Below are 18,600 nucleotides of genomic sequence, written 5' to 3' on the forward strand. Positions count from 1 at the left end.
TTTCGAAACACGGTGGTTCGAGCGGTGCTCGGGGCATGTAAACTTCGGAGAGTCGCTTCAAAAGCCCGGTGGAAGCCAACACGGCGGAAACGCAAAGGCAAACGGAGCACACGGGCTTTACCCCGATCAGGAAAGACACAAACCGCCGATTTGGCGGGGCGCGGAACACCTGATAAAGTAAAGACACAACACAGCGAGAAAGCCGCAACGGCGGCTGGACCGCGACAAAGCCTTCCACGGAAGAGCAACCGGAACACACGTTCCGGAGCTTGTACGGGAAAAGCGATTGTTTCTTGAGAACTCAACAGCGCGTGTTTGATTTTCTTTAAGCCATGTTTGTTTTGGCCCCGACGCACCACGGTGCGTAGGGTTCCTTTGATTAACCAACGCGAGTTGGTTGGTCAGGATTTCTTCTAGGTTTACCCGTCCCAGGCAGACCCTCGGGTCGCCGGGTAGGGTTGCAGGACCTTTATGGAGAGTTTGATCCTGGCTCAGGACGAACGCTGGCGGCGTGCTTAACACATGCAAGTCGAGCGGTAAGGCCCTTCGGGGTACACGAGCGGCGAACGGGTGAGTAACACGTGAGCAACCTGCCCCTGACTCCGGGATAAGCGGTGGAAACGCCGTCTAATACCGGATATGACACACCATCTCCTGGTGGTGTGTGGAAAGTTTTATCGGTCAGGGATGGGCTCGCGGCCTATCAGCTTGTTGGTGGGGTAAAGGCCTACCAAGGCGATTACGGGTAGCCGGCCTGAGAGGGCGACCGGCCACACTGGGACTGAGACACGGCCCAGACTCCTGCGGGAGGCAGCAGTGGGGAATATTGCACAATGGGCGAAAGCCTGATGCAGCGACGCCGCGTGGGGGATGACGGCCTTCGGGTTGTAAACCTCTTTTACCACCAACGCAGGCCCCGGGTTCTCTCGGGGTTGACGGTAGGTGGGGAATAAGGACCGGCTAACTACGTGCCAGCAGCCGCGGTAATACGTAGGGTCCGAGCGTTGTCCGGAATTATTGGGCGTAAAGAGCTCGTAGGCGGCGTGTCGCGTCTGCTGTGAAAGACCGGGGCTTAACCCCGGTTCTGCAGTGGATACGGGCATGCTAGAGGTAGGTAGGGGAGACTGGAATTCCTGGTGTAGCGGTGAAATGCGCAGATATCAGGAGGAACACCGGTGGCGAAGGCGGGTCTCTGGGCCTTACCTGACGCTGAGGAGCGAAAGCATGGGGAGCGAACAGGATTAGATACCCTGGTAGTCCATGCCGTAAACGTTGGGCGCTAGGTGTGGGGACTTTCCACGGTTTCCGCGCCGTAGCTAACGCATTAAGCGCCCCGCCTGGGGAGTACGGCCGCAAGGCTAAAACTCAAAGGAATTGACGGGGGCCCGCACAAGCGGCGGAGCATGTTGCTTAATTCGACGCAACGCGAAGAACCTTACCAAGGTTTGACATCACCCGTGGACCTGTAGAGATACAGGGTCATTTAGTTGGTGGGTGACAGGTGGTGCATGGCTGTCGTCAGCTCGTGTCGTGAGATGTTGGGTTAAGTCCCGCAACGAGCGCAACCCTTGTTCCATGTTGCCAGCACGTAATGGTGGGGACTCATGGGAGACTGCCGGGGTCAACTCGGAGGAAGGTGGGGACGACGTCAAGTCATCATGCCCCTTATGTCTTGGGCTGCAAACATGCTACAATGGCCGGTACAATGGGCGTGCGATACCGTAAGGTGGAGCGAATCCCTTAAAGCCGGTCTCAGTTCGGATTGGGGTCTGCAACTCGACCCCATGAAGGTGGAGTCGCTAGTAATCGCGGATCAGCAACGCCGCGGTGAATACGTTCCCGGGCCTTGTACACACCGCCCGTCACGTCATGAAAGTCGGCAACACCCGAAACTTGTGGCCTAACCCTTCGGGGAGGGAATGAGTGAAGGTGGGGCTGGCGATTGGGACGAAGTCGTAACAAGGTAGCCGTACCGGAAGGTGCGGCTGGATCACCTCCTTTCTAAGGAGTCTTTTGAAGGCCAACTTTTTCCTATCGTTGGTCGGACTCGAAAGTGGACCCGAGCGTGCTGGTCTTGATGGCCGGCAGGTGTTCGGGAGTGGCTGAAGAGAATCGGACTCATACCTCTGGTGACTAGAAGCACCGGGGGGCGCGCTGTTGGGTATCTGAGGAAGCAATCGTGGCCATCGGCCTTCACCATGGGTGGGGGCGGGTGGTCTGGTTGGTTCCCCTGGACCACCCCTGAGAACTCCCAGCTGGTGCTGGTGTTGAGGTATCGGGGTTTGTGGTGGGTGTTTTGACTTGTGAATAGTGTGCGCGAGCATCTTATTATCTGTAGTGGCCAAGTGATAGTGGCACACGGTGGATGCCTTGGCATCAGGCGCCGATGAAGGACGTGGGAGGCCACGATAGGCCGCGGGGAGCTGTCAACCGAGCTTTGATCCGCGGGTGTCCGAATGGGGAAACCTAGCCCGAGTTGTGTCGGGTTGCCGCTACCTGAATGTATAGGGTAGTTGGTGGTGACGCGGGGAAGTGAAACATCTCAGTACCCGTAGGAAGAGTAAACAACAGTGATTCTCCTAGTAGTGGTGAGCGAACGGGGAAGAGGCTAAACCGTATGCGTGTGATAGACGGCAGTCGTTGCGTGTGCGGGGTTGTGGGGTGCATCTTTCCAGGTCTGTCGGCCTGGAGCGCTGATGGTTCTTCTAGCTGAATCCGTTGGGAAGCGGTACCGGAGTGGGTGAGAGTCCCGTAGGTGAAGGAAGAGTCTAGGTGTTGGTGTGTTCCCGAGTAGCGCGGAGCCCGAGAAATTCCGTGTGAATCTGGCAGGACCACCTGCTAAGCCAAAATACGTCCTGATGACCGATAGTGCACTAGTACCGTGAGGGAAAGGTGAAAAGTGCCCCGGTGAGGGGTCGTGAAATAGTACCTGAAACCGTGTGCTGTCAAGCCGTCAGAGCTGGGACTTGTTCCTGGTGATGGCGTGCCTTTTGAAGAATGAGCCTGCGAGTCATGGTGTGTGGCAAGGTTAACCCGGGTGGGGTAGCCGTAGGGAAACCGAGTCTGAATAGGGCGGTTGAGTCGCATGCTGTGGACCCGAAGCGGAGTGATCTACCCATGTCCAGGGTGAAGCGGGGGTAAGACCTCGTGGAGGCCCGAACCCACCAGAGTTGAAAATCTGGGGGATGAGGTGTGGGTAGGGGTGAAAGGCCAATCAAACTCCGTGATAGCTGGTTCTCCCCGAAATGCATTTAGGTGCAGCGTCACGTGTTTCTTGCTGGAGGTAGAGCTACTGTTTGGCTGATGGGCCCGACAAGGTTACTGACGTCAGACAAACTCCGAATGCCGGTGAAGTGAAGCGTGGCAGTGAGACTGCGGGGGATAAGCTTCGTAGTCGAGAGGGAAACAGCCCAGATCATCAGCTAAGGCCCCTAAGCGTGTGCTAAGTGGGAAAGGTTGTGGAGTTGCCCAGACAACCAGGAGGTTGGCTTAGAAGCAGCCATCCTTTAAAGAGTGCGTAATAGCTCACTGGTCAAGTGGTTCTGCGCCGATAATGTAGCGGGGCTTAAGTACACCGCCGAAGCTGTGAAGTTCAGCCCGTTGAGGGCTGGGTTGGTAGGGGAGCGTCGTGCATCCAGTGAAGCTGCCGAGTGATCGTGTGGTGGAGGGTGTGCGAGTGAGAATGCAGGCATGAGTAGCGAAAGCAACGTGAGAAACGTTGCCGCCGATTGACTAAGGGTTCCTGGGGCAGGTTAATCCGCCCAGGGTGAGTCTGGACCTAAGGCGAGGCCGACAGGCGTAGTCGATGGATAACGGGTTGATATTCCCGTACCCGTGCATGAGCGTCCAATACTGAATCAGGTGATGCTAACCACGCCGGATCTTTCAAAATCCTTCGGGAGATTGTTTGTATCTGGTCTGGGACCCGAGCTTGTAGTAGGTAAGTGATGGGGTGACGCAGGAGGGTAGCTCTACCCGGCGGTGGTTGTCCGGGGGTAAGCGTGTAGGCCGAGGGGTAGGTAAATCCGCCTCTCGTTGAGGCTGAGACGTGATGCCGAGCCGTTTTTGGTGAAGTGAGTGATCCCATGCTGTCGAGAAAAGCCTCTAGCGAGTTCGTGTGTGGCCAGTACCCTAAACCGACGCAGGTGGTCAGGTAGAGAATACCGAGGCGTTCGGGTGAACCATGGTTAAGGAACTCGGCAAATTGTCCCCGTAACTTTGGGAGAAGGGGAGCCCTGTCTGGTGACGGTCTTTACGGCCTGAGCTGGGTGGGGTCGCAGATAGCGGGGGGAAGCGACTGTTTATTAAAAACACAGGTCCGTGCGAAGTCGTAAGACGCTGTATACGGACTGACGCCTGCCCGGTGCTGGAACGTTAAGAGGACTGGTTAGTTGGGGTTCGCCCCGGCGAAGCTAGGAATCTAAGCGCCAGTAAACGGCGGTGGTAACTATAACCATCCTAAGGTAGCGAAATTCCTTGTCGGGTAAGTTCCGACCTGCACGAATGGCGTAACGACTTCCCCACTGTCTCAACCATGGGCCCGGTGAAATTGCACTACGAGTAAAGATGCTCGTTTCGCGCAGCAGGACGGAAAGACCCCGGGACCTTCACTATAGCTTGACATTGGTGTTTGGGATGGTTTGTGTAGGATAGGTGGGAGCCGGTGAAGTCGTCACGCTAGTGGCGGTGGAGGCGTTGGTGAAATACCACTCTGACTGTTTCGGGCATCTAACTTTGGACCGTGATCCGGTTCGGGGACAGTGTCTGGTGGGTAGTTTAACTGGGGCGGTTGCCTCCCAAAGAGTAACGGAGGCGCCCAAAGGTTCCCTCAGCCTGGTTGGTAATCAGGTGTTGAGTGTAAGTGCACAAGGGAGCTTGACTGTGAGACGGACGTGTCGAGCAGGAGCGAAAGCTGGGACTAGTGATCCGGCACCGGCGTGTGGAAGCGGTGTCGCTCAACGGCTAAAAGGTACCCCGGGGATAACAGGCTGATCTTCCCCAAGAGTCCATATCGACGGGATGGTTTGGCACCTCGATGTCGGCTCGTCGCATCCTGGGGCTGGAGTTGGTCCCAAGGGTTGGGCTGTTCGCCCATTAAAGCGGCACGCGAGCTGGGTTTAGAACGTCGTGAGACAGTTCGGTCCCTATCCGCTGTGCGCGTTGGAGACTTGAGAAGGGCTGTCCCTAGTACGAGAGGACCGGGACGGACGAACCTCTGGTGTGCCAGTTGTCCTGCCAAGGGCATGGCTGGTTGGCTACGTTCGGGAGAGATAACCGCTGAAAGCATCTAAGCGGGAAGCTTGCTTCGAGATGAGGTCTCCTGCCTCCTGGAGAGGGTAAGGCTCCCTGTAGACGACAGGGTTGATAGGCCGGGTGTGGAAGCCTTGTGAGGGGTGGAGCTGACCGGTACTAATAGGCCGAGGGCTTGTCCGCTGCAGATAATTGGATGTTCGCGCACACTGTATTCACACGAAGCTTGCTCGTGGTCATCGTTCCCTCTTTTTTGGGGTTGAGTGGTGGTTGTGGGTGTTAGGTTTCCGTGGTGGTTGTAGCAGGAGGGTCACACTCGGTCTCATTCCGAACCCGGTCGTTAAGTCTCCTTGCGCTGATGGTACTGCCCTGTGGTGGGGTGGGAGAGTAGGTCGCTGCCACGGTTTTTCTTGAGAAGAAGGGGGAGGGGTTCGCTGGTGCGGGCTTCTCTCTCTTCTTTTTTGTGGTGGTTTGTGAACATGTGAAAAGCGGGGTTGCTGGCAAGGGTGTTCTCCCTTGGTGGGAGAATTTCGGTATGACGAAGACAATCCCTGCCGAGCTGTTGGCCGCTGCCGAGGCAGCGAAGGGCTTCATGCCCACCGACGAGGGCCTGGCGCTTTACGAGACCGCCCTGGAGTATGCCGACCGCGGTCCCGTGGTGGAGATCGGCACCTATTGTGGCAAGTCCACCGTCTTCCTCGGTGCGGCTGCCCGTGTCACCGGGACGAAGATCATCACCGTCGACCACCACCGGGGTTCGGAGGAGCACCAGGAGGGCTGGGAGTACCACGACACCTCCCTCATCGACCCGGTCACCGGCAGGTTCGACACCCTCCCGCACTTCCGGCACACGATCGTCGGGGCGGGGCTGGAGGAAGAGGTCATCGCGATCGCGGGGGCCTCGGTCGACGTCGCTGCGGTCTGGGGCACCGAACTCGGCATGCTCTTCATCGACGGAGGTCACAGCGAGACTGCCGCACAGAACGACTACGAGGGCTGGACCCCGCACATCGCCGTCGGTGGCGCGCTCGTCATCCACGACGTGTTTCCGAACCCGGAGGACGGCGGACGTCCGCCCTACAACATTTACTGCCGGGCCCTCGACTCCGGGAGGTTCAAGGAGGTCCGGGTGGTCGGTTCCATGCGTGTTCTGGAGTGTGTCGCCCGAGACGGCGGAGTTTGATCCGGCAGATGCCGGCCCGTGGGGGCCACCCGCCCTCCGGGCCTGTTCCGGAGTGGTTTTCCGCGGGCCGTAGAGCCGAGTCGCCGGGGCGGGCCGCGGACAAAAGAGTACGGACCGTCATCGAATCAGCACGCAAAAACTCCGGGTGGCTGAAAGTGAGTGATCCAACATCCGGCAAGTTACACGCGCCTGGAGGGTAAGCCTTCGGTAAGAAGAGATTGCGTGGTTACGGATTCGACCTTGACACGGTTACGTGCGGGTATCGTGTCGGTGAGGGTTGAGCGATGGTGACGATTTCCCCGAAATACCGCTTCAGTCCTGACTCGAACTGAACCGATCAGGGGCACTCGCGCGTCAAACATCAGGACGGCACGGTGCCGGACGTGATTTGCCATGGGGGCGGGGAGCTGAGCGAGAGCACACACGGCAGTGGCGGGACGGATGGACAGCGTCCTGACTCGAACACGCCGGAGACGAACGACACCTCTACCGAGGATCTGTCCAGTCAGGCGAGCCCCCAGGGTGATGATCTACCCACCACAGGTGAGGATCAATCAGAGGGGGAGACCCCGGTTTCGGATCCCGAGAGCGACGGGCAGCCCGAACCGGAGTTCATCGCAGGGCCGATAACTTTCAAGACGAGTGGCACCTTCTTCCGTGAGCGCGTGGCACGAACCCTCGCCGAACAGGGCTTCGAGCCTGGTGAGTTGAGCTCCGAGGGCTCCGGGGCCCAGGGCGAGCAGACGGCCGGCGAGACGGAGCACAGCAGTTCTCCGGAGACCGCGGTCGTGGCCGGCGCCCAGGAGGACGCGGAGGACGGGGCACCGCAGGAGGACGCTGACGGGGAGGCGATCTCCGAGACGGTTCCCGGAGACGTTGACCAGCACTCCGACAAGGAGGATGCCGGGGACGGAGGCGAGCCCGAGCCCGAGACGCAGGAGATCCCGATCCAGGACTCCGCCGAACCCGAACGGGAGAGCGTCCCTGACACCGAGGACACCTCCTCGGCGGAGGAGGGTGTTTCAGGGGAGGAGAGCGCTTCTGCGGACGAAGTCCGTACCGAAGCGCTGCCCGAAACCGGTGACGCTGTGGCCGCGGCCGCGACCCTGGCGGGGTCGGTTCCCGAGACCGAGCCCTTCCGAACCGGTGACGACGACACGCCTGCCCGCGGTGCCGTCCCCTCAGCCGGCACGGAGAGCGGTTCCGGGGACGAGGGCGCCGGAACCGAGAGCTCCGGAAACGACGATGCTGGTGATGCGGAGGACGGGGAGCCGGACGAGTCCGTTCGGACCGAGGCCATGCCCGCGCCCGCTCCGGACGCGGTGTCCTTCGCCGGAGCCCCTCCGGAGGAGGACACCGAGGACGGGGAAGACACACCGCGGACCGCGGAGCAGCGTTCCGAGGACGGTGCCGAGAAGGAGACCGCCGCGCTGTGGCCTGAGCCCCGCCGCCTGTCCGACTACGTCACCGAGTCCGAGGACTCCTCTGACAGTGCTGCAGCGGCGACTGTGGCGGGTGCCGCGGGTACGGCAGGTGCAGCCGGTGCGACATCGGCCGCGGCCTCGAGCGGCGCCCCCACGTCTCCCGGACCGGGAGGCGGCTCCGGAGCAGCGGGCGGCCCCCGGCAGGGGGGCCCCGCCGAGCACGGTGCGGGCGCTCCGGGCGGACCGCAGGGGCCGGGCGGCCCCAAGGGTCCACCGAGCGGCCCCGGCGGGCCGAAGGGGCCCGGCGACGGCTCCGGAAAGAAGAAACAGAAGCGCAGGAAGCCGCTGTGGTTCCGCCTCCTGCGGGCCTTCCTCGTGGTCACCGGCCTGATCGTCATCCTGGGCTGCGGTGCCTTCGCGTACTTCTACACCACCGTCGAGGTGCCGGACGCCGCCAAGGCCGACGCGGTCGAGCAGGGGTCGACCTTCTACTTCGCCGACGGTGAGACCGAGTTCGCCTACCGGGGCACCGACCGGGACGTCATCAGTTACGACGAGATGGTCGCCGGCGGCGACCACATCGTCGAGGCCGTCATCTCCGCCGAGGACCGGGGGTTTTGGACCGAGCCCGGTGTCTCGGTGAAGGGCACCACCCGGGCCGTGTGGTCCACGATCACCGGTGAACAGGTTCAGGGCGGCTCCACCGTCACCCAGCAGATGGTCCGCAACTACTACGAGGGCGTCTCCCGCGAACAGACCGTGTCCCGCAAGATCCAGGAGATCATCATCTCCATCAAGGTGGATCAGAGCGAGGACAAGGAGTGGGTGATGGAGCAGTACCTCAACACCATCTACTTCGGTCGCATGTCCTACGGCGTCCAGGCCGCCGCGCAGGCGTACTACCACAAGGACGTCGACGAACTCACCGCGGAGGAGGCCGCTTTCCTGGCCGCCGCCATCCAGCAGCCGACGCCTTTCGGTCAGGCGGACGTGGAGACCACTCCCGAGATGGAGAGCCGCTGGCAGTACGTGGTCGACGGCATGGTCACGACCGGGGCGATCAGCCAGGACGAGGCCGACGAGATGGAGTTCCCGGCCCCCGAACCCGAGAAGATCACGGGGGACGTCAGTGGCTACCACGGGTACATGCTCCAGGAGGCCATGAGCGAGCTCGACCGGCTCGGCTACACCGAGGACATGGTCAACCGGCAGGGCTACCGAATCGTCACCACGTTCGACAAGGACATGATGGACGCCGCCTACGAGACCGTCGAGGGAATGGTCTCGAAGGAGGAGATGCCCGAGGGGATCAACATCGGGCTGAGCACCGTCGATCCGGCGACCGGCGAGGTCCTGGCCTTCTTCGGCGGACACGACTACAACGACAACCAGTACGACAGCTCCTTCCTCGGCTCCGCACAGGCCGGGTCGGCGTTCAAGCCGTACGTGCTGGCCACCGCCCTGAAGCAGGGCATCGGCCTCAACACCAGGGTGGACGGGCGCGGTCCGCAGAACATCAACGGCTCGCCCATCCAGAACGCGGGCAACGCACCGGGCGGCATCATGACGCTCACCGAGGCGACCCAGGTCTCCAACAACCTCGGATACATCGAACTCGCGCAGCGGGTGGGCTACGAGGAGATCCGCGAGACCGCCTACGACGCGGGCCTGAAGAAGGGCAGTATCAAGGACAACCAGCTCGTCCCGGTCATGCCCCTGGGCGCCAACAGCGTCCGGCCCGTCGACCAGGCCAGCGGGTACGCGACCTTCGCCAACGGCGGCGTCCACATGGAGGCGCACGTCATCAAGGAGATCGTCAACCAGGAAGGCGAGGACGAGCGGCCGGAGGTGGAGAGCAACCAGGCCTTCTCCGACTCCGTCGCGGCGGACCTCACCTACGCCCTGAAGAGCGTGGCCGACAGCGGAACCGGTAGGACCGCGAACCTGTGGGACCCGAACCACCCCACCGCGGGCAAGACGGGGACCGTTCGGGACGAGCAGGGCGGCGGGACCTCCGCGGCCTGGTTCGTGGGCTACACCCCGCAGCTGTCGACGTCCGTCGGCGTGTACAGCGACAACAACCGCAGTTTCACCATCCCCGGGCAGAACATCTCCAGTACCGGTCTGCCCTCGCAGATCTGGAACCGCTACATGCAGGAGGCGGTGAAGGACCTCGAACCGGCTTCCTTCCCCGGCCCCGAATTCGGTGGGAACACGGAGAACTGGGCTCCGGAGGTGACGACCCAGGAACCGCAGGAACCGCAGGAGCCGGTCGACACGACCCAGCCCCAGGAGCCGGTCGACACGACCGAGCCCCAGGAGCCGGTCGACCCGATCGAAACCGAGGATCCGGATGTTCCGGTCACACCGGGTGAGCCCGGAGGCCCGGGTGACACGGAGGAACCGGGGATCCCCGAGCCTCCGCCGAGCCGGGGGGAAGAGGAGGAGTAGCGGTAACTCCCCCCGCGGCGGCGGGGCCGCTGCTCCCCGTGCAGTGAGAGGGCCTCGGTACCGGATCCGGTACCGAGGCCCTCTCACGTGGTCGTCCTGGGGCGGGGGGTGCTCAGACGCCGACCGGCTCCTGCTCCCAGCCGTGCAGGAACACCCGGGAGCCGGGGGTGGTGCGGGTGAGCGCGTCCACGGCCAGGATGACGGCGGCCGAGGTCCAGGTGCTGCGCTCCACCGGCCACCGCACCTGTTCGGCGAACTGGTAACCGGTCCAGTAGACGCCGTCGTCGGCGTCGCGCAGGTGCTGCACGTCGCGCAGGATGCGCACGCCCGCCTCGGTCTCGCCCATTGCGGCCAACGCCATGACCAGCTCGGCGGACTCCGCGGCGGTCACCCACGGCTGGTCGTTCACGCAGCGCACGCCCAGGCCGGGCATGACGAAGGTGTCCCAGCGTTCGGCGATCCGTTCCTTGGCGGCGCCGTCCCGCACCGCGCCGCCGAGGATCGGGTAGAACCAGTCCATCGAGAAACGGGAGCGGTCGGCGAAGAGTCCCTCGTCCTCGTTGATGAGTACGCCGAGCCGTTCCGCGGCGGCCGACCACTCCGGCCGGTCCCGGCCCAGACGGGCCCCCAGGGCCGCACCGCAGCGCAGTGCGTGGTGCACGCTCGCGCACACGGTGAGCAGGGCGTGGTCGCCCGGAGTGCCGTCCTCGGAGCGGGCCCACAGGATCTCCCCCCGGCTGCCGCGTAGAGCCAGGACGAATTCCAGCCCACTCTCCACCGTCGGCCACATCCGTTCGGCGAACGCGGTGTCGCCGGTGGTGAGCAGGTGGTGGAAGAGGCCCACCGCCGGGTAGGCGGCGTGGTTGGCTTCGCGCAGCTCCGTCGCGGCCCGGCCCTGACGGAACTTGGCGGGCCAGCCGCCGTCGGGATGGCGGCTGCCCTCCAGCCACAGGTAGGCGCGGCGGGCCGCCTCGGCGTGCTCGGGGACGAGCAGGCCGGTGACGGTCAGGGCCATGGCGCACTCCACGTGGTCCCACACGTCTGTGTGACCGCCGGGGAACCACGGGATCGCGCCCCCGGGCTCCTGGGAGCGGGCCAGGTAATGCGCGGACAGGTAGAGCTGCTCGGAGCTGAGGACACCGGGTAGGCGCAGGGCCGCCGGGTCGGAGGGCGCCGGCGCGGCCGCCATCAGGAGGCCGCGCCGGCACGCGGCTTGCGCACGTACACGATGACGCTCTTGCCGATGACCGGGTTGAGGAGTCTTTCGGCCACGCGGGTCACCTTCGGGGCCTGGAGCATGTCCCAGACCAGGAGCTCGTGGTAGGCCTTGGCCAGCGGGTGGTCGTTGTTGTCGGTGCCCACCGCGCACTTGATCCACCAGTACGGCGCGTGCAGGGCGTGCGCGTGGTGGTGCGGGCCGATCTCGAAACCGGTGGCCTTGAGCTTGGCCTCCAGTTCGGCGCGCGTGTAGATGCGGATGTGGCCGCCCTCGTTGGTGTGGTACTCCTCCGAGAGGGCCCAGCAGAGGCGCTCGGGCAGGAAGCTCGGCACGGTGACGGCCGCGATCCCCCCGGGTTTGAGGACCCGGTGGAGCTCCTTCATGGCGGCGGTGTCGTGCGGCAGGTGCTCGAAGATCTCCGCGGCGACGACGCGGTCGAAGCTGTCGTCGTCGAAGGGCATGTCGAGGGCGTCGCCCTTGACGGTCTCGGCCCTGGCGGACTCGGGGGCCTCGCCCTCCTGGGCCATGGCCGCGAACATGGTCTCGACCTCGGCGAGGTCGCTCACGTTCTGGTCGAAGGCGACCACGTCGGCGCCGCGGCGGTAGATCTCGAAGGCGTGGCGGCCACCGCCGCAGCCGAGGTCGAGAACGCGGTCGCCCGGGCCGACGGGGAACAGGTTGAAGTCGACGGTGATCAGTGGAGGCTCCCTAGGGACGGTGCTGCGGGTCGTGGTGTGCGCGGCCTGCCGGGTCAGGCGCCGTTCGCGCGGGCCCGCACGGGCGCGGGTCGGTTCCCGTCGTCGGTACCGGCACCGGTTCCCGCGACGGAGTCGATGGTGGAGGCGTAGCGCTGGGCGGTCAGCTCGGCCACGGCCCGCCAGGTGAAGCGCTCCTGGACACGGCGCCAGGCGGCGGCGCCCATCCGCTCGCGTTCGGTGTCGTCGTCGAACAGGGAGGCGAGCTCGGCGGCCAGCAGTTCGGAGTCGCCCGGGGGGATGAGGCGTCCGGCCTCGCCGTCGGTGCCGACGACCTCGGGCAGGGCGCCCGCGTGGCTGGCGATCAGTGGGGTGCCGCAGGCCATGGCCTCCACGGCGGGGAGGGAGAAGCCCTCGTAGAAGGACGGGACGACCGCGACCTGGGCGCTGGAGATGAGTTCGCCCAGTTCCTGATCACCGATGCCGCTGACGAACTCGACCTTCTCGCGCAGGTTCAGTTCGTCGACGAGCTGGTCCGTGGGGCCGCCCGGTTTCGGTTTGCTGACGATGGTCAGGGTGATGTCGCGTTCGGTGGCGAGTTTGGCTGCCGCGCGCAGGAGGATGCTGACGCCCTTGAGCGGGCTGTCGGCGCTGGCGGTGCACACGATGTGGCCGGGAACGCGCTCCACCTCGGAACGGGGGTGGAAGTAGCGGGTGTCCACGCCCAGTGGGGTGACCTCCATGGTGGCGGGGTCGACGCCGAACTCGCGGACGATGTCGTCCGCGGAGGACTGGGAGGGGACCAGGATCGGGTCGAGTCTGCGGGCCACCCTGGCCTGCATCCTCACGAAGCCGTACCAGCGGCGCTTGGAGAGTTTCTGGAGGCCACGGGCCTCCTCGAGCTCGATTCGGCGGTCCACGCTGATCGGGTGGTGGATGGTGGTGACCAGGGGGATCCCGGCGGACCTGATACCGAGCAGGCCCCAGCCGAGGGTCTGGTTGTCGTGGACGACGTCGAACTCGCCCAGGCGGTTGCGCAGCTCGCGGTTGGCGCGCAGGGAGAAGGTGAGGGGTTCGGGGAAACCGGCGGTCCACATGGTGGCGACCTCCAGCACGTCGATCCAGTCGCGCCACTCGCGCAGGGGCGGGGTGGTGAAGGGGTCGGCGTCGTTGTAGAGGTCGAGGGAGGGGATCTTCTCCAGGGTGACGCCCTCGTCGAGGGCCGGGTAGGGCTGTCCTGAGAAGACGGTGACCTGGTGGCCGAGCGCGGCGAGTTCCCGTGACAGGTGGCGGACGTAGACTCCCTGGCCGCCGACGTGCTGTTTGCTCCGGTACGACAGGAGGGCGACGCGCAGGGGGCGGTCGCCTGAGGGCCGTGGTGTCGGTCCCGTGCTTGTGCCCGACTGGGTCAAGAGTCCACCTCTTCGTTGGGTCGCGTGCCCGGTCGCCGCCGTGTGCCGCCGGGTTTCCGGCGCCGGTGGCGCAGGCCGTCCGGAGGCGGGTCGATTCGCCGGTGGGACGGTGTGGCGCCCCCATATGTTACTCGCGAGTTCATTCGGGGTCGGCGCCGGGATCAGGTACTGGGGATCCTATTCGGGGCCGTGCGCCCGGGTGACGCTGGCCCATCGGGGGAGCTCGGCCGAACCTTTTCGGCGGACCAGTCCGCGCTCTTCCAGCAGGCGCAGATGCGCCGCGGTCTCGGAGGCGGCCATGTGCCGGGCCATGATCCGCATCTGGGCCCAGGGGCGGCGCCACTCCAGGCTCGACGTGAGTTCCCACAGGGTCGTGGCTCCCCGGGTGAGCAGCCGGGCCATGGACTCCAGGCGCTCCTCGTGGTGGTCGACGATCTCCTCGGTGCGCGCCGGGAGGTCGGTGAAGCGCCTCTCGTGTGAGGGAAGGCACAGGAGGCGGTCGGCTCCGGGCATGCGCCCGATCCGGGCCTGGGCGGCCAGGAAGTCGCCCAGGGGGTCGCCGTCGGCGGAGTCGAGGGGGAACTGGCCCACGTGCGGGGTGATGCGCGGAAGGACGTGGTCGCCGGTGAAGAGGAGGTCGCGCTCGGCCAGGTGGAGGCACAGGTGGCCCGGGGTGTGGCCGGGGGTCCACACGGCGCGCAGGTCCAGTCCGGGGACGTCGGCGCGCTCTCCGTCGCCGAGTGCGAGGTCCGGAAGCGCTGGTGAGGGGAAGACGGCGGGGGAGGAGCGGAAGGTTTCGACGTCCTCCTCGGGGAATCCCGCGCGGACCATCTGTTCGATGACGGACGCACTCCGTTCGTCGTCGGTGCGCTCACCGAGGCGCCGCAGGACCTCGGCGTCGGAGGGGTGCATGGCGACCCAGGCGTCGGACGCCTCGCGCAGGCGGCCGGTGAGTCCGGCGTGGTCGGCGTGGAAGTGGGTCAGGACGGCGCCCTGCACCTCGTCGATACCGTGTCCGGTCTGTTTGAGCCCGCTGACCAGGGCCTCCCACGAGTCGTCGTGGTGCCAGCCGGTGTCGACGAGGACGGGTCCGCCCGGGGCGGAGATCGCGTAGACGTAGGTGAACCCGATCGGGTTGCCGGGGACCGGGACGGGGATGCTCCACAGCCCTTCACCTAGGTCCTCTACTGGGGGAACGTCACGCATCCTGGGCCGACCTCTCCGCTGAAAACCGAATCTGGTTCGATTCTAGGGAAGCGGTGTCCGAGACCTTCGGGCGGCGGGTGCCCTGAGCGGTGCGGTGCTGCCCGGGGCATATCGGCCAGACAAAATAGAACATATTCTACAAAGGTCTGACGGGCGCCCTGAAAGCTTGGGCCAAGATCTCGTATTGCCTCTGCCACATCGGGTGATGAGGCAAGGATCATGGGTTCGAAGCGCTGCGACAGAGGGAATTCTTTGGATAACGTGTTCTCGTGGGGCCGGTCTGTCATGGGTGGCGTACCGGTCCGGTAGAGCTGGCACCCGGCCCGTGGCACACCGGCGGCATGCGGACCGAAGACGAACGGGAGATCCAGTGGCGGTGCAGGCACCGATCGGAACGATGACGCGGAGTCAGACCCAGCGTCGTCGGCGCATCGTCCAGACAGCGGCCGCCCTGGCCGTGCGCGGCGGCGTGGAGGCCATGCAGATGCGTTCGGTCGCCGAACGCGCCGGTGTCGCCCTCGGTACGCTCTACCGCTACTTCCCCTCCAAGATGGACCTGGTCGTCGCCGTGGTCACCGAGGAGCTCGATCTCCTCGAGGGCGGTATCGTCCGCCGTCCGCCCACCGCGGCCAGCGCCTCGGGCCGGGCCGTCGACGTCCTGTTGCGCGCCACCCGAGGCCTCATGCGCGAGCCCGAACTCGCCGACGCCCTGGTGCGCTCCCTGATCATGGCCGAGGTCAAGATCGAACTCGACGTACGCATCAGCGACCTGGTGTGGCGGGTGGCCACCGGCAACCTCGAGGGGGCTGGCGCCACCGACGAGGAGGCCGCCGAGGCCGGTACCGGCGTGGACCGCGAGAGCACCGGTTACGTCCTGGTCGGTTCGCTCACCAGCGTGTGGATCTTCGAGCTGGTGGAGATCCTCAAGGGCCGCCGCGACATCGACGGCGCCGAACGCCGTCTGCAGGTCGCGGCCGAGCGCCTGCTCGCCTCCTTCTGACCGCGGCCGCGGTGGTCGGCGGTCCTTCGCCGACCGTCAGCCGCGACTTTGACCCCTACTGGCTCCGGCCGCTGCCGAACAGCAGGCCGAGCAGGCCGTCGAGAAGGCCGTCCGACCCGCTGCCGGAGTCCCCGTCCCCGGGCTCGTCTCCGCCGGCCTCTCCGTCCCCGGATTCCTGACCACCGTCTCCGGGCGGCTCGCCCCCCGGGGCCGTGGGCGGGACCGGCACGCCCGTCAGCTCCTCCTCGGGGCTCTCCTGCGCACCGTCTCCGCCTCCGTCGCGCTCCTCGCCCGGTGACTCCTGCGGCGGTCCGGGCTCCTCTGTCTCCGAAGCACCCCGTTCCGGGTCCTCGGGAGCCTCCGGAACCGATGCGCCCGGGGCCGAGGCCGTGCTCCGCTCCGTTCCCGGCTTGCCGTCGGAGGCCGTCGACGACGCCTCCACCCGTCCCGTGCCCGACCGGGCGCCCTGGGCCGCGGGGCCGGTGTCGATCACGGCGGAGGGCCCGTCCACGGAGCTGGCCCACCACCACAGTCCGACCGCCACCACGACCGTGGCCAGACCGGAGATCGCCGGCAGCGGCCAGCGCCGGTGCCCGGGCGTCCTCACCTCGTTGAGGGGGTCGTGGTCCGGGGCCGGCAGCGGGGAGCGCGCGTCGTCGCGGACGGGGTGGTCGCCGGTGGTCACCCGATCGCCGGGCAGGGCCCGGGGGAGCGGGATCTCGACCGTGCCGCCGCCGGAGTCCTCGGACTCCTCGACCACGGCGGTGCCGGACGGGTGCGAGCGGTGGACCGGGTAGCCGTCGGCGGTGAGCGGACGCATGGCGGCGGCGATCCGGGCGCGCTCCTGGGCGGCCTCGGGCGCGGTGCACGTGTGCACGACCCGCGAGCGCAGGCCGGGCGGAGCGCCGGGAGGGCGCAGCAGGGACAGGGCGGAGGAGACCTGCTGTACCTGGGTACGCCAGAGCGCGCCGGGGGACTCCTCCTCGGGGGCGGTCGCGGAGAGGTCGTCGAGGCCCTCCGCGGCCCTGCGGATCGCGGAGCGGGAGAGCTCGCCACAGATCCGCGGCTCCAGGCCCAGGACTCGGGACACCGCCGAGGTGGAGAGCGCGTGGCGCAGGTTGAGCTCGACCAGTTCCCGGTGGCTGGCGGGCAGCCGGGAGAACATCCGGGCGACCGGGACCTCCGCGGGCACGGTCGCCAGACGTGTGTAGGGGCAGGTGTGCGCGAAGCCGCGGAGCTGGCAGGCGACCCGGACGAGGGCGTACAGCCAGGGCCCCCGGTCGGCGGGGTCGGTGAGCTCGGCCTCGAGCCCGATTCCGGCGACCAGGGCCTCGTGTACGGCGTCGGTGACCGGGTCCTCGTCCGTGCGGTCCCCGCCGCCGTGGCGTTCGGGGTCGCCCAGGAGGGACCACGCGTACCGGTACAGCTGCTGCGCGAAGGTGTCGTGGAGTTCCTCGACGGCTTCGGTCGCCGTTACGTCTGTTTCGTTACCTCTGGTCACGATTCTCCCCCCGTTCTGTGGTGACGCTAGCGAGGGGAGCGCTCTGGTGTGGGTGAATCGTTCAGCTGTAGCTTGAAGGTGAGACTTCTGTTACCGTCTCCGCGCCTTCGGGGCCGGCCGGGGCGCGCCTCCGGTCGGCCCCGAAGGGACTACTCGCCGCCCCGGGAGGGCTGGCCGATCGCGACCATCCGCTCCACGGAGCGGCGGGCGCGCTCGGCGGTCGAGGCGTCGACCGTGATCTCACTCGTGCCGTGACGGAGCGAGTTCAGCAGCTTGTCGGCGTCGATCATCTTCATGTAGTGGCACTCGGCACGCGAGTTGACCGCCTCGAACTCCGTGGTCGAGTTGGCGTTGCGCAGCTGGTGCAGCATGCCGGTCTCGGTGGCGATGAGCACCTTCTTGGCACTGGTGTTCTCGGCGGCGGTCAGCATCCCGCCGGTGGAGAGGACCTTGACCCGGTCCTCGGGGACCGCGCCGCTGCCGACGAGGTAGAGGGCGGAGGTGGCACAGCCGCACTCGGGGTGGACGTACACCTCGGCGTCGGGCTCGGAGGCCACGCGTTCGCGCAGGGTGTGGCCGTCGATCCCGGCGTGCACGTGGCACTCGCCCATCCAGATGTGGATGTTCTCGCGACCGGTGACCCGCTTGACGTGGGCGCCCAGGAACTGGTCCGGGAGGAACAGGATCTCCTTGTCCTCCGGGATGGAGCGGATGACGTCCGCGGCGTTGGAGGAGGTGCAGCAGATGTCGGTCTCCGCCTTGACCGCCGCGGTGGTGTTGACGTAGGCGACGACGACCGCGCCGGGGTGCTCGGCCTTCCAGGCGCGCACGTCCTCGGCGGTGATGGTGTCGGCCAGCGAGCAGCCCGCGTTGGGGTCGGGCAGCAGGATGGTCTTCTCCGGCGCAAGGATCTTGGCGGTCTCGGCCATGAAGTGCACACCGCAGAAGACGATGGTGCCGGCGTCGACGCTCGCGGCCAGGCGGGACAGGGCCAGGGAGTCGCCGGTGTGGTGGGCGACGTCCTGGATTTCCGGGCGCTGGTAGTTGTGCGCGAGGATGACAGCGTCGCGCTCCTCTGCCAGGCGGTGGACCTCAGCGGCCCATTCCTGCCTGGTCATGGTGTCCGCCGTCGCGGTGACCGATGCCATGTCCTACTACTTCCTTGAGGCTGTGGGCACGTCGTACGGATGCCGTGCCGTGGGAGGTCGGTGCGGGGAATCAAGTTTTTGTCTATCAGGCACAAACCTACTGAAGCTTAA

9 protein-coding genes and 3 rRNA genes are annotated in these 18,600 nt (G+C 65.8%); 6 read left to right on the forward strand and 6 right to left on the reverse strand.

From position 1 onward, the window contains the following. Positions 1-468 precede the first annotated feature (468 nt). The 5 genes from ACUKCB_RS00005 (at position 469) to ACUKCB_RS00025 (ending at position 10,308) form a co-directional block, all read left to right on the forward strand. Positions 469-2,001: ribosomal RNA gene (locus tag ACUKCB_RS00005) — 16S ribosomal RNA — on the forward strand. 337 nt (positions 2,002-2,338) lie between these two features. Next, positions 2,339-5,434: ribosomal RNA gene (locus tag ACUKCB_RS00010) — 23S ribosomal RNA — on the forward strand. A gap of 104 nt (positions 5,435-5,538) precedes the next feature. Further along, positions 5,539-5,654, forward strand: a 5S ribosomal RNA gene (gene rrf, locus ACUKCB_RS00015). Together the 16S, 23S and 5S rRNA genes form the textbook arrangement of a ribosomal RNA operon. Before the next feature lie 131 nt (positions 5,655-5,785). Then, positions 5,786-6,433: a class I SAM-dependent methyltransferase gene (locus tag ACUKCB_RS00020; protein ID WP_473038389.1), complete on the forward strand. Its 648-nt coding sequence runs from the start codon at positions 5,786-5,788 to the stop codon at positions 6,431-6,433. Between the two features lie 665 nt (positions 6,434-7,098). Further along, a complete protein-coding gene (locus ACUKCB_RS00025) occupies positions 7,099-10,308 on the forward strand; it encodes a transglycosylase domain-containing protein (protein WP_473038390.1) in 3,210 nt (1,069 codons plus the stop codon). Between the two features lie 112 nt (positions 10,309-10,420). Here ACUKCB_RS00025 and ACUKCB_RS00030 read toward each other — a convergent pair whose 3' ends face one another. The 4 genes from ACUKCB_RS00030 to ACUKCB_RS00045 form a co-directional block, all read right to left on the reverse strand. Continuing rightward, positions 10,421-11,497 (reverse strand): glucosidase family protein, encoded by a 1,077-nt coding sequence (locus ACUKCB_RS00030; protein ID WP_473038391.1) that lies wholly within the window; start codon positions 11,495-11,497, stop codon positions 10,421-10,423. Next, complete coding sequence (locus ACUKCB_RS00035; protein ID WP_473040872.1) at positions 11,497-12,225, reverse strand: class I SAM-dependent methyltransferase; 729 nt, start codon at positions 12,223-12,225, stop codon at positions 11,497-11,499. Before ACUKCB_RS00035 ends, ACUKCB_RS00030 begins: the two co-directional genes overlap by 1 nt. A 53-nt stretch (positions 12,226-12,278) precedes the next feature. Further along, positions 12,279-13,634 (reverse strand): glycosyltransferase family 4 protein, encoded by a 1,356-nt coding sequence (locus ACUKCB_RS00040; protein ID WP_473038392.1) that lies wholly within the window; start codon positions 13,632-13,634, stop codon positions 12,279-12,281. Positions 13,635-13,811: 177 nt separating this feature from the next. Then, on the reverse strand, positions 13,812-14,840 hold the full coding sequence (locus ACUKCB_RS00045) for an MBL fold metallo-hydrolase (RefSeq protein ID WP_473038393.1): 1,029 nt from the start codon (positions 14,838-14,840) through the stop codon (positions 13,812-13,814). Between the two features lie 370 nt (positions 14,841-15,210). On the opposite strand from ACUKCB_RS00045, the gene ACUKCB_RS00050 reads away from it, so the two are divergent. Beyond that, entirely contained in the window at positions 15,211-15,840 is a 630-nt protein-coding gene (locus ACUKCB_RS00050) for a TetR family transcriptional regulator (protein WP_473038394.1), read from the forward strand. Between the two features lie 55 nt (positions 15,841-15,895). On the opposite strand, the gene ACUKCB_RS00055 is transcribed toward ACUKCB_RS00050, so the two are convergent. Together ACUKCB_RS00055 and nadA are read right to left on the reverse strand one after the other, a co-directional pair. Beyond that, positions 15,896-17,341, reverse strand: coding sequence for an RNA polymerase sigma factor (locus ACUKCB_RS00055; RefSeq protein WP_473038395.1), 1,446 nt, complete (start codon positions 17,339-17,341; stop codon positions 15,896-15,898). Positions 17,342-17,490: 149 nt separating this feature from the next. Next, the gene (nadA, locus tag ACUKCB_RS00060) at positions 17,491-18,489 is read right to left on the reverse strand and encodes a quinolinate synthase NadA (protein WP_473038396.1); all 999 of its coding nucleotides are present in this window, start codon (positions 18,487-18,489) and stop codon (positions 17,491-17,493) included. Between the last annotated feature and the right edge of the window lie 111 nt (positions 18,490-18,600).

Source organism: Nocardiopsis moroccensis, assembly GCF_055763695.1.

What these genes read in the sequence shown, in the direction of transcription:
- ACUKCB_RS00045 (WP_473038393.1), bottom strand. Translation starts at nt 14,840, where the DNA reads ATGCGTGACGTTCCCCCAGTAGAGGACCTAGGTGAAGGGCTGTGGAGC.
- ACUKCB_RS00030 (WP_473038391.1), bottom strand. Translation starts at nt 11,497, where the DNA reads ATGGCGGCCGCGCCGGCGCCCTCCGACCCGGCGGCCCTGCGCCTACCC.
- nadA (WP_473038396.1), bottom strand. Translation starts at nt 18,489, where the DNA reads ATGGCATCGGTCACCGCGACGGCGGACACCATGACCAGGCAGGAATGG.
- ACUKCB_RS00020 (WP_473038389.1), top strand. Translation starts at nt 5,786, where the DNA reads ATGACGAAGACAATCCCTGCCGAGCTGTTGGCCGCTGCCGAGGCAGCG.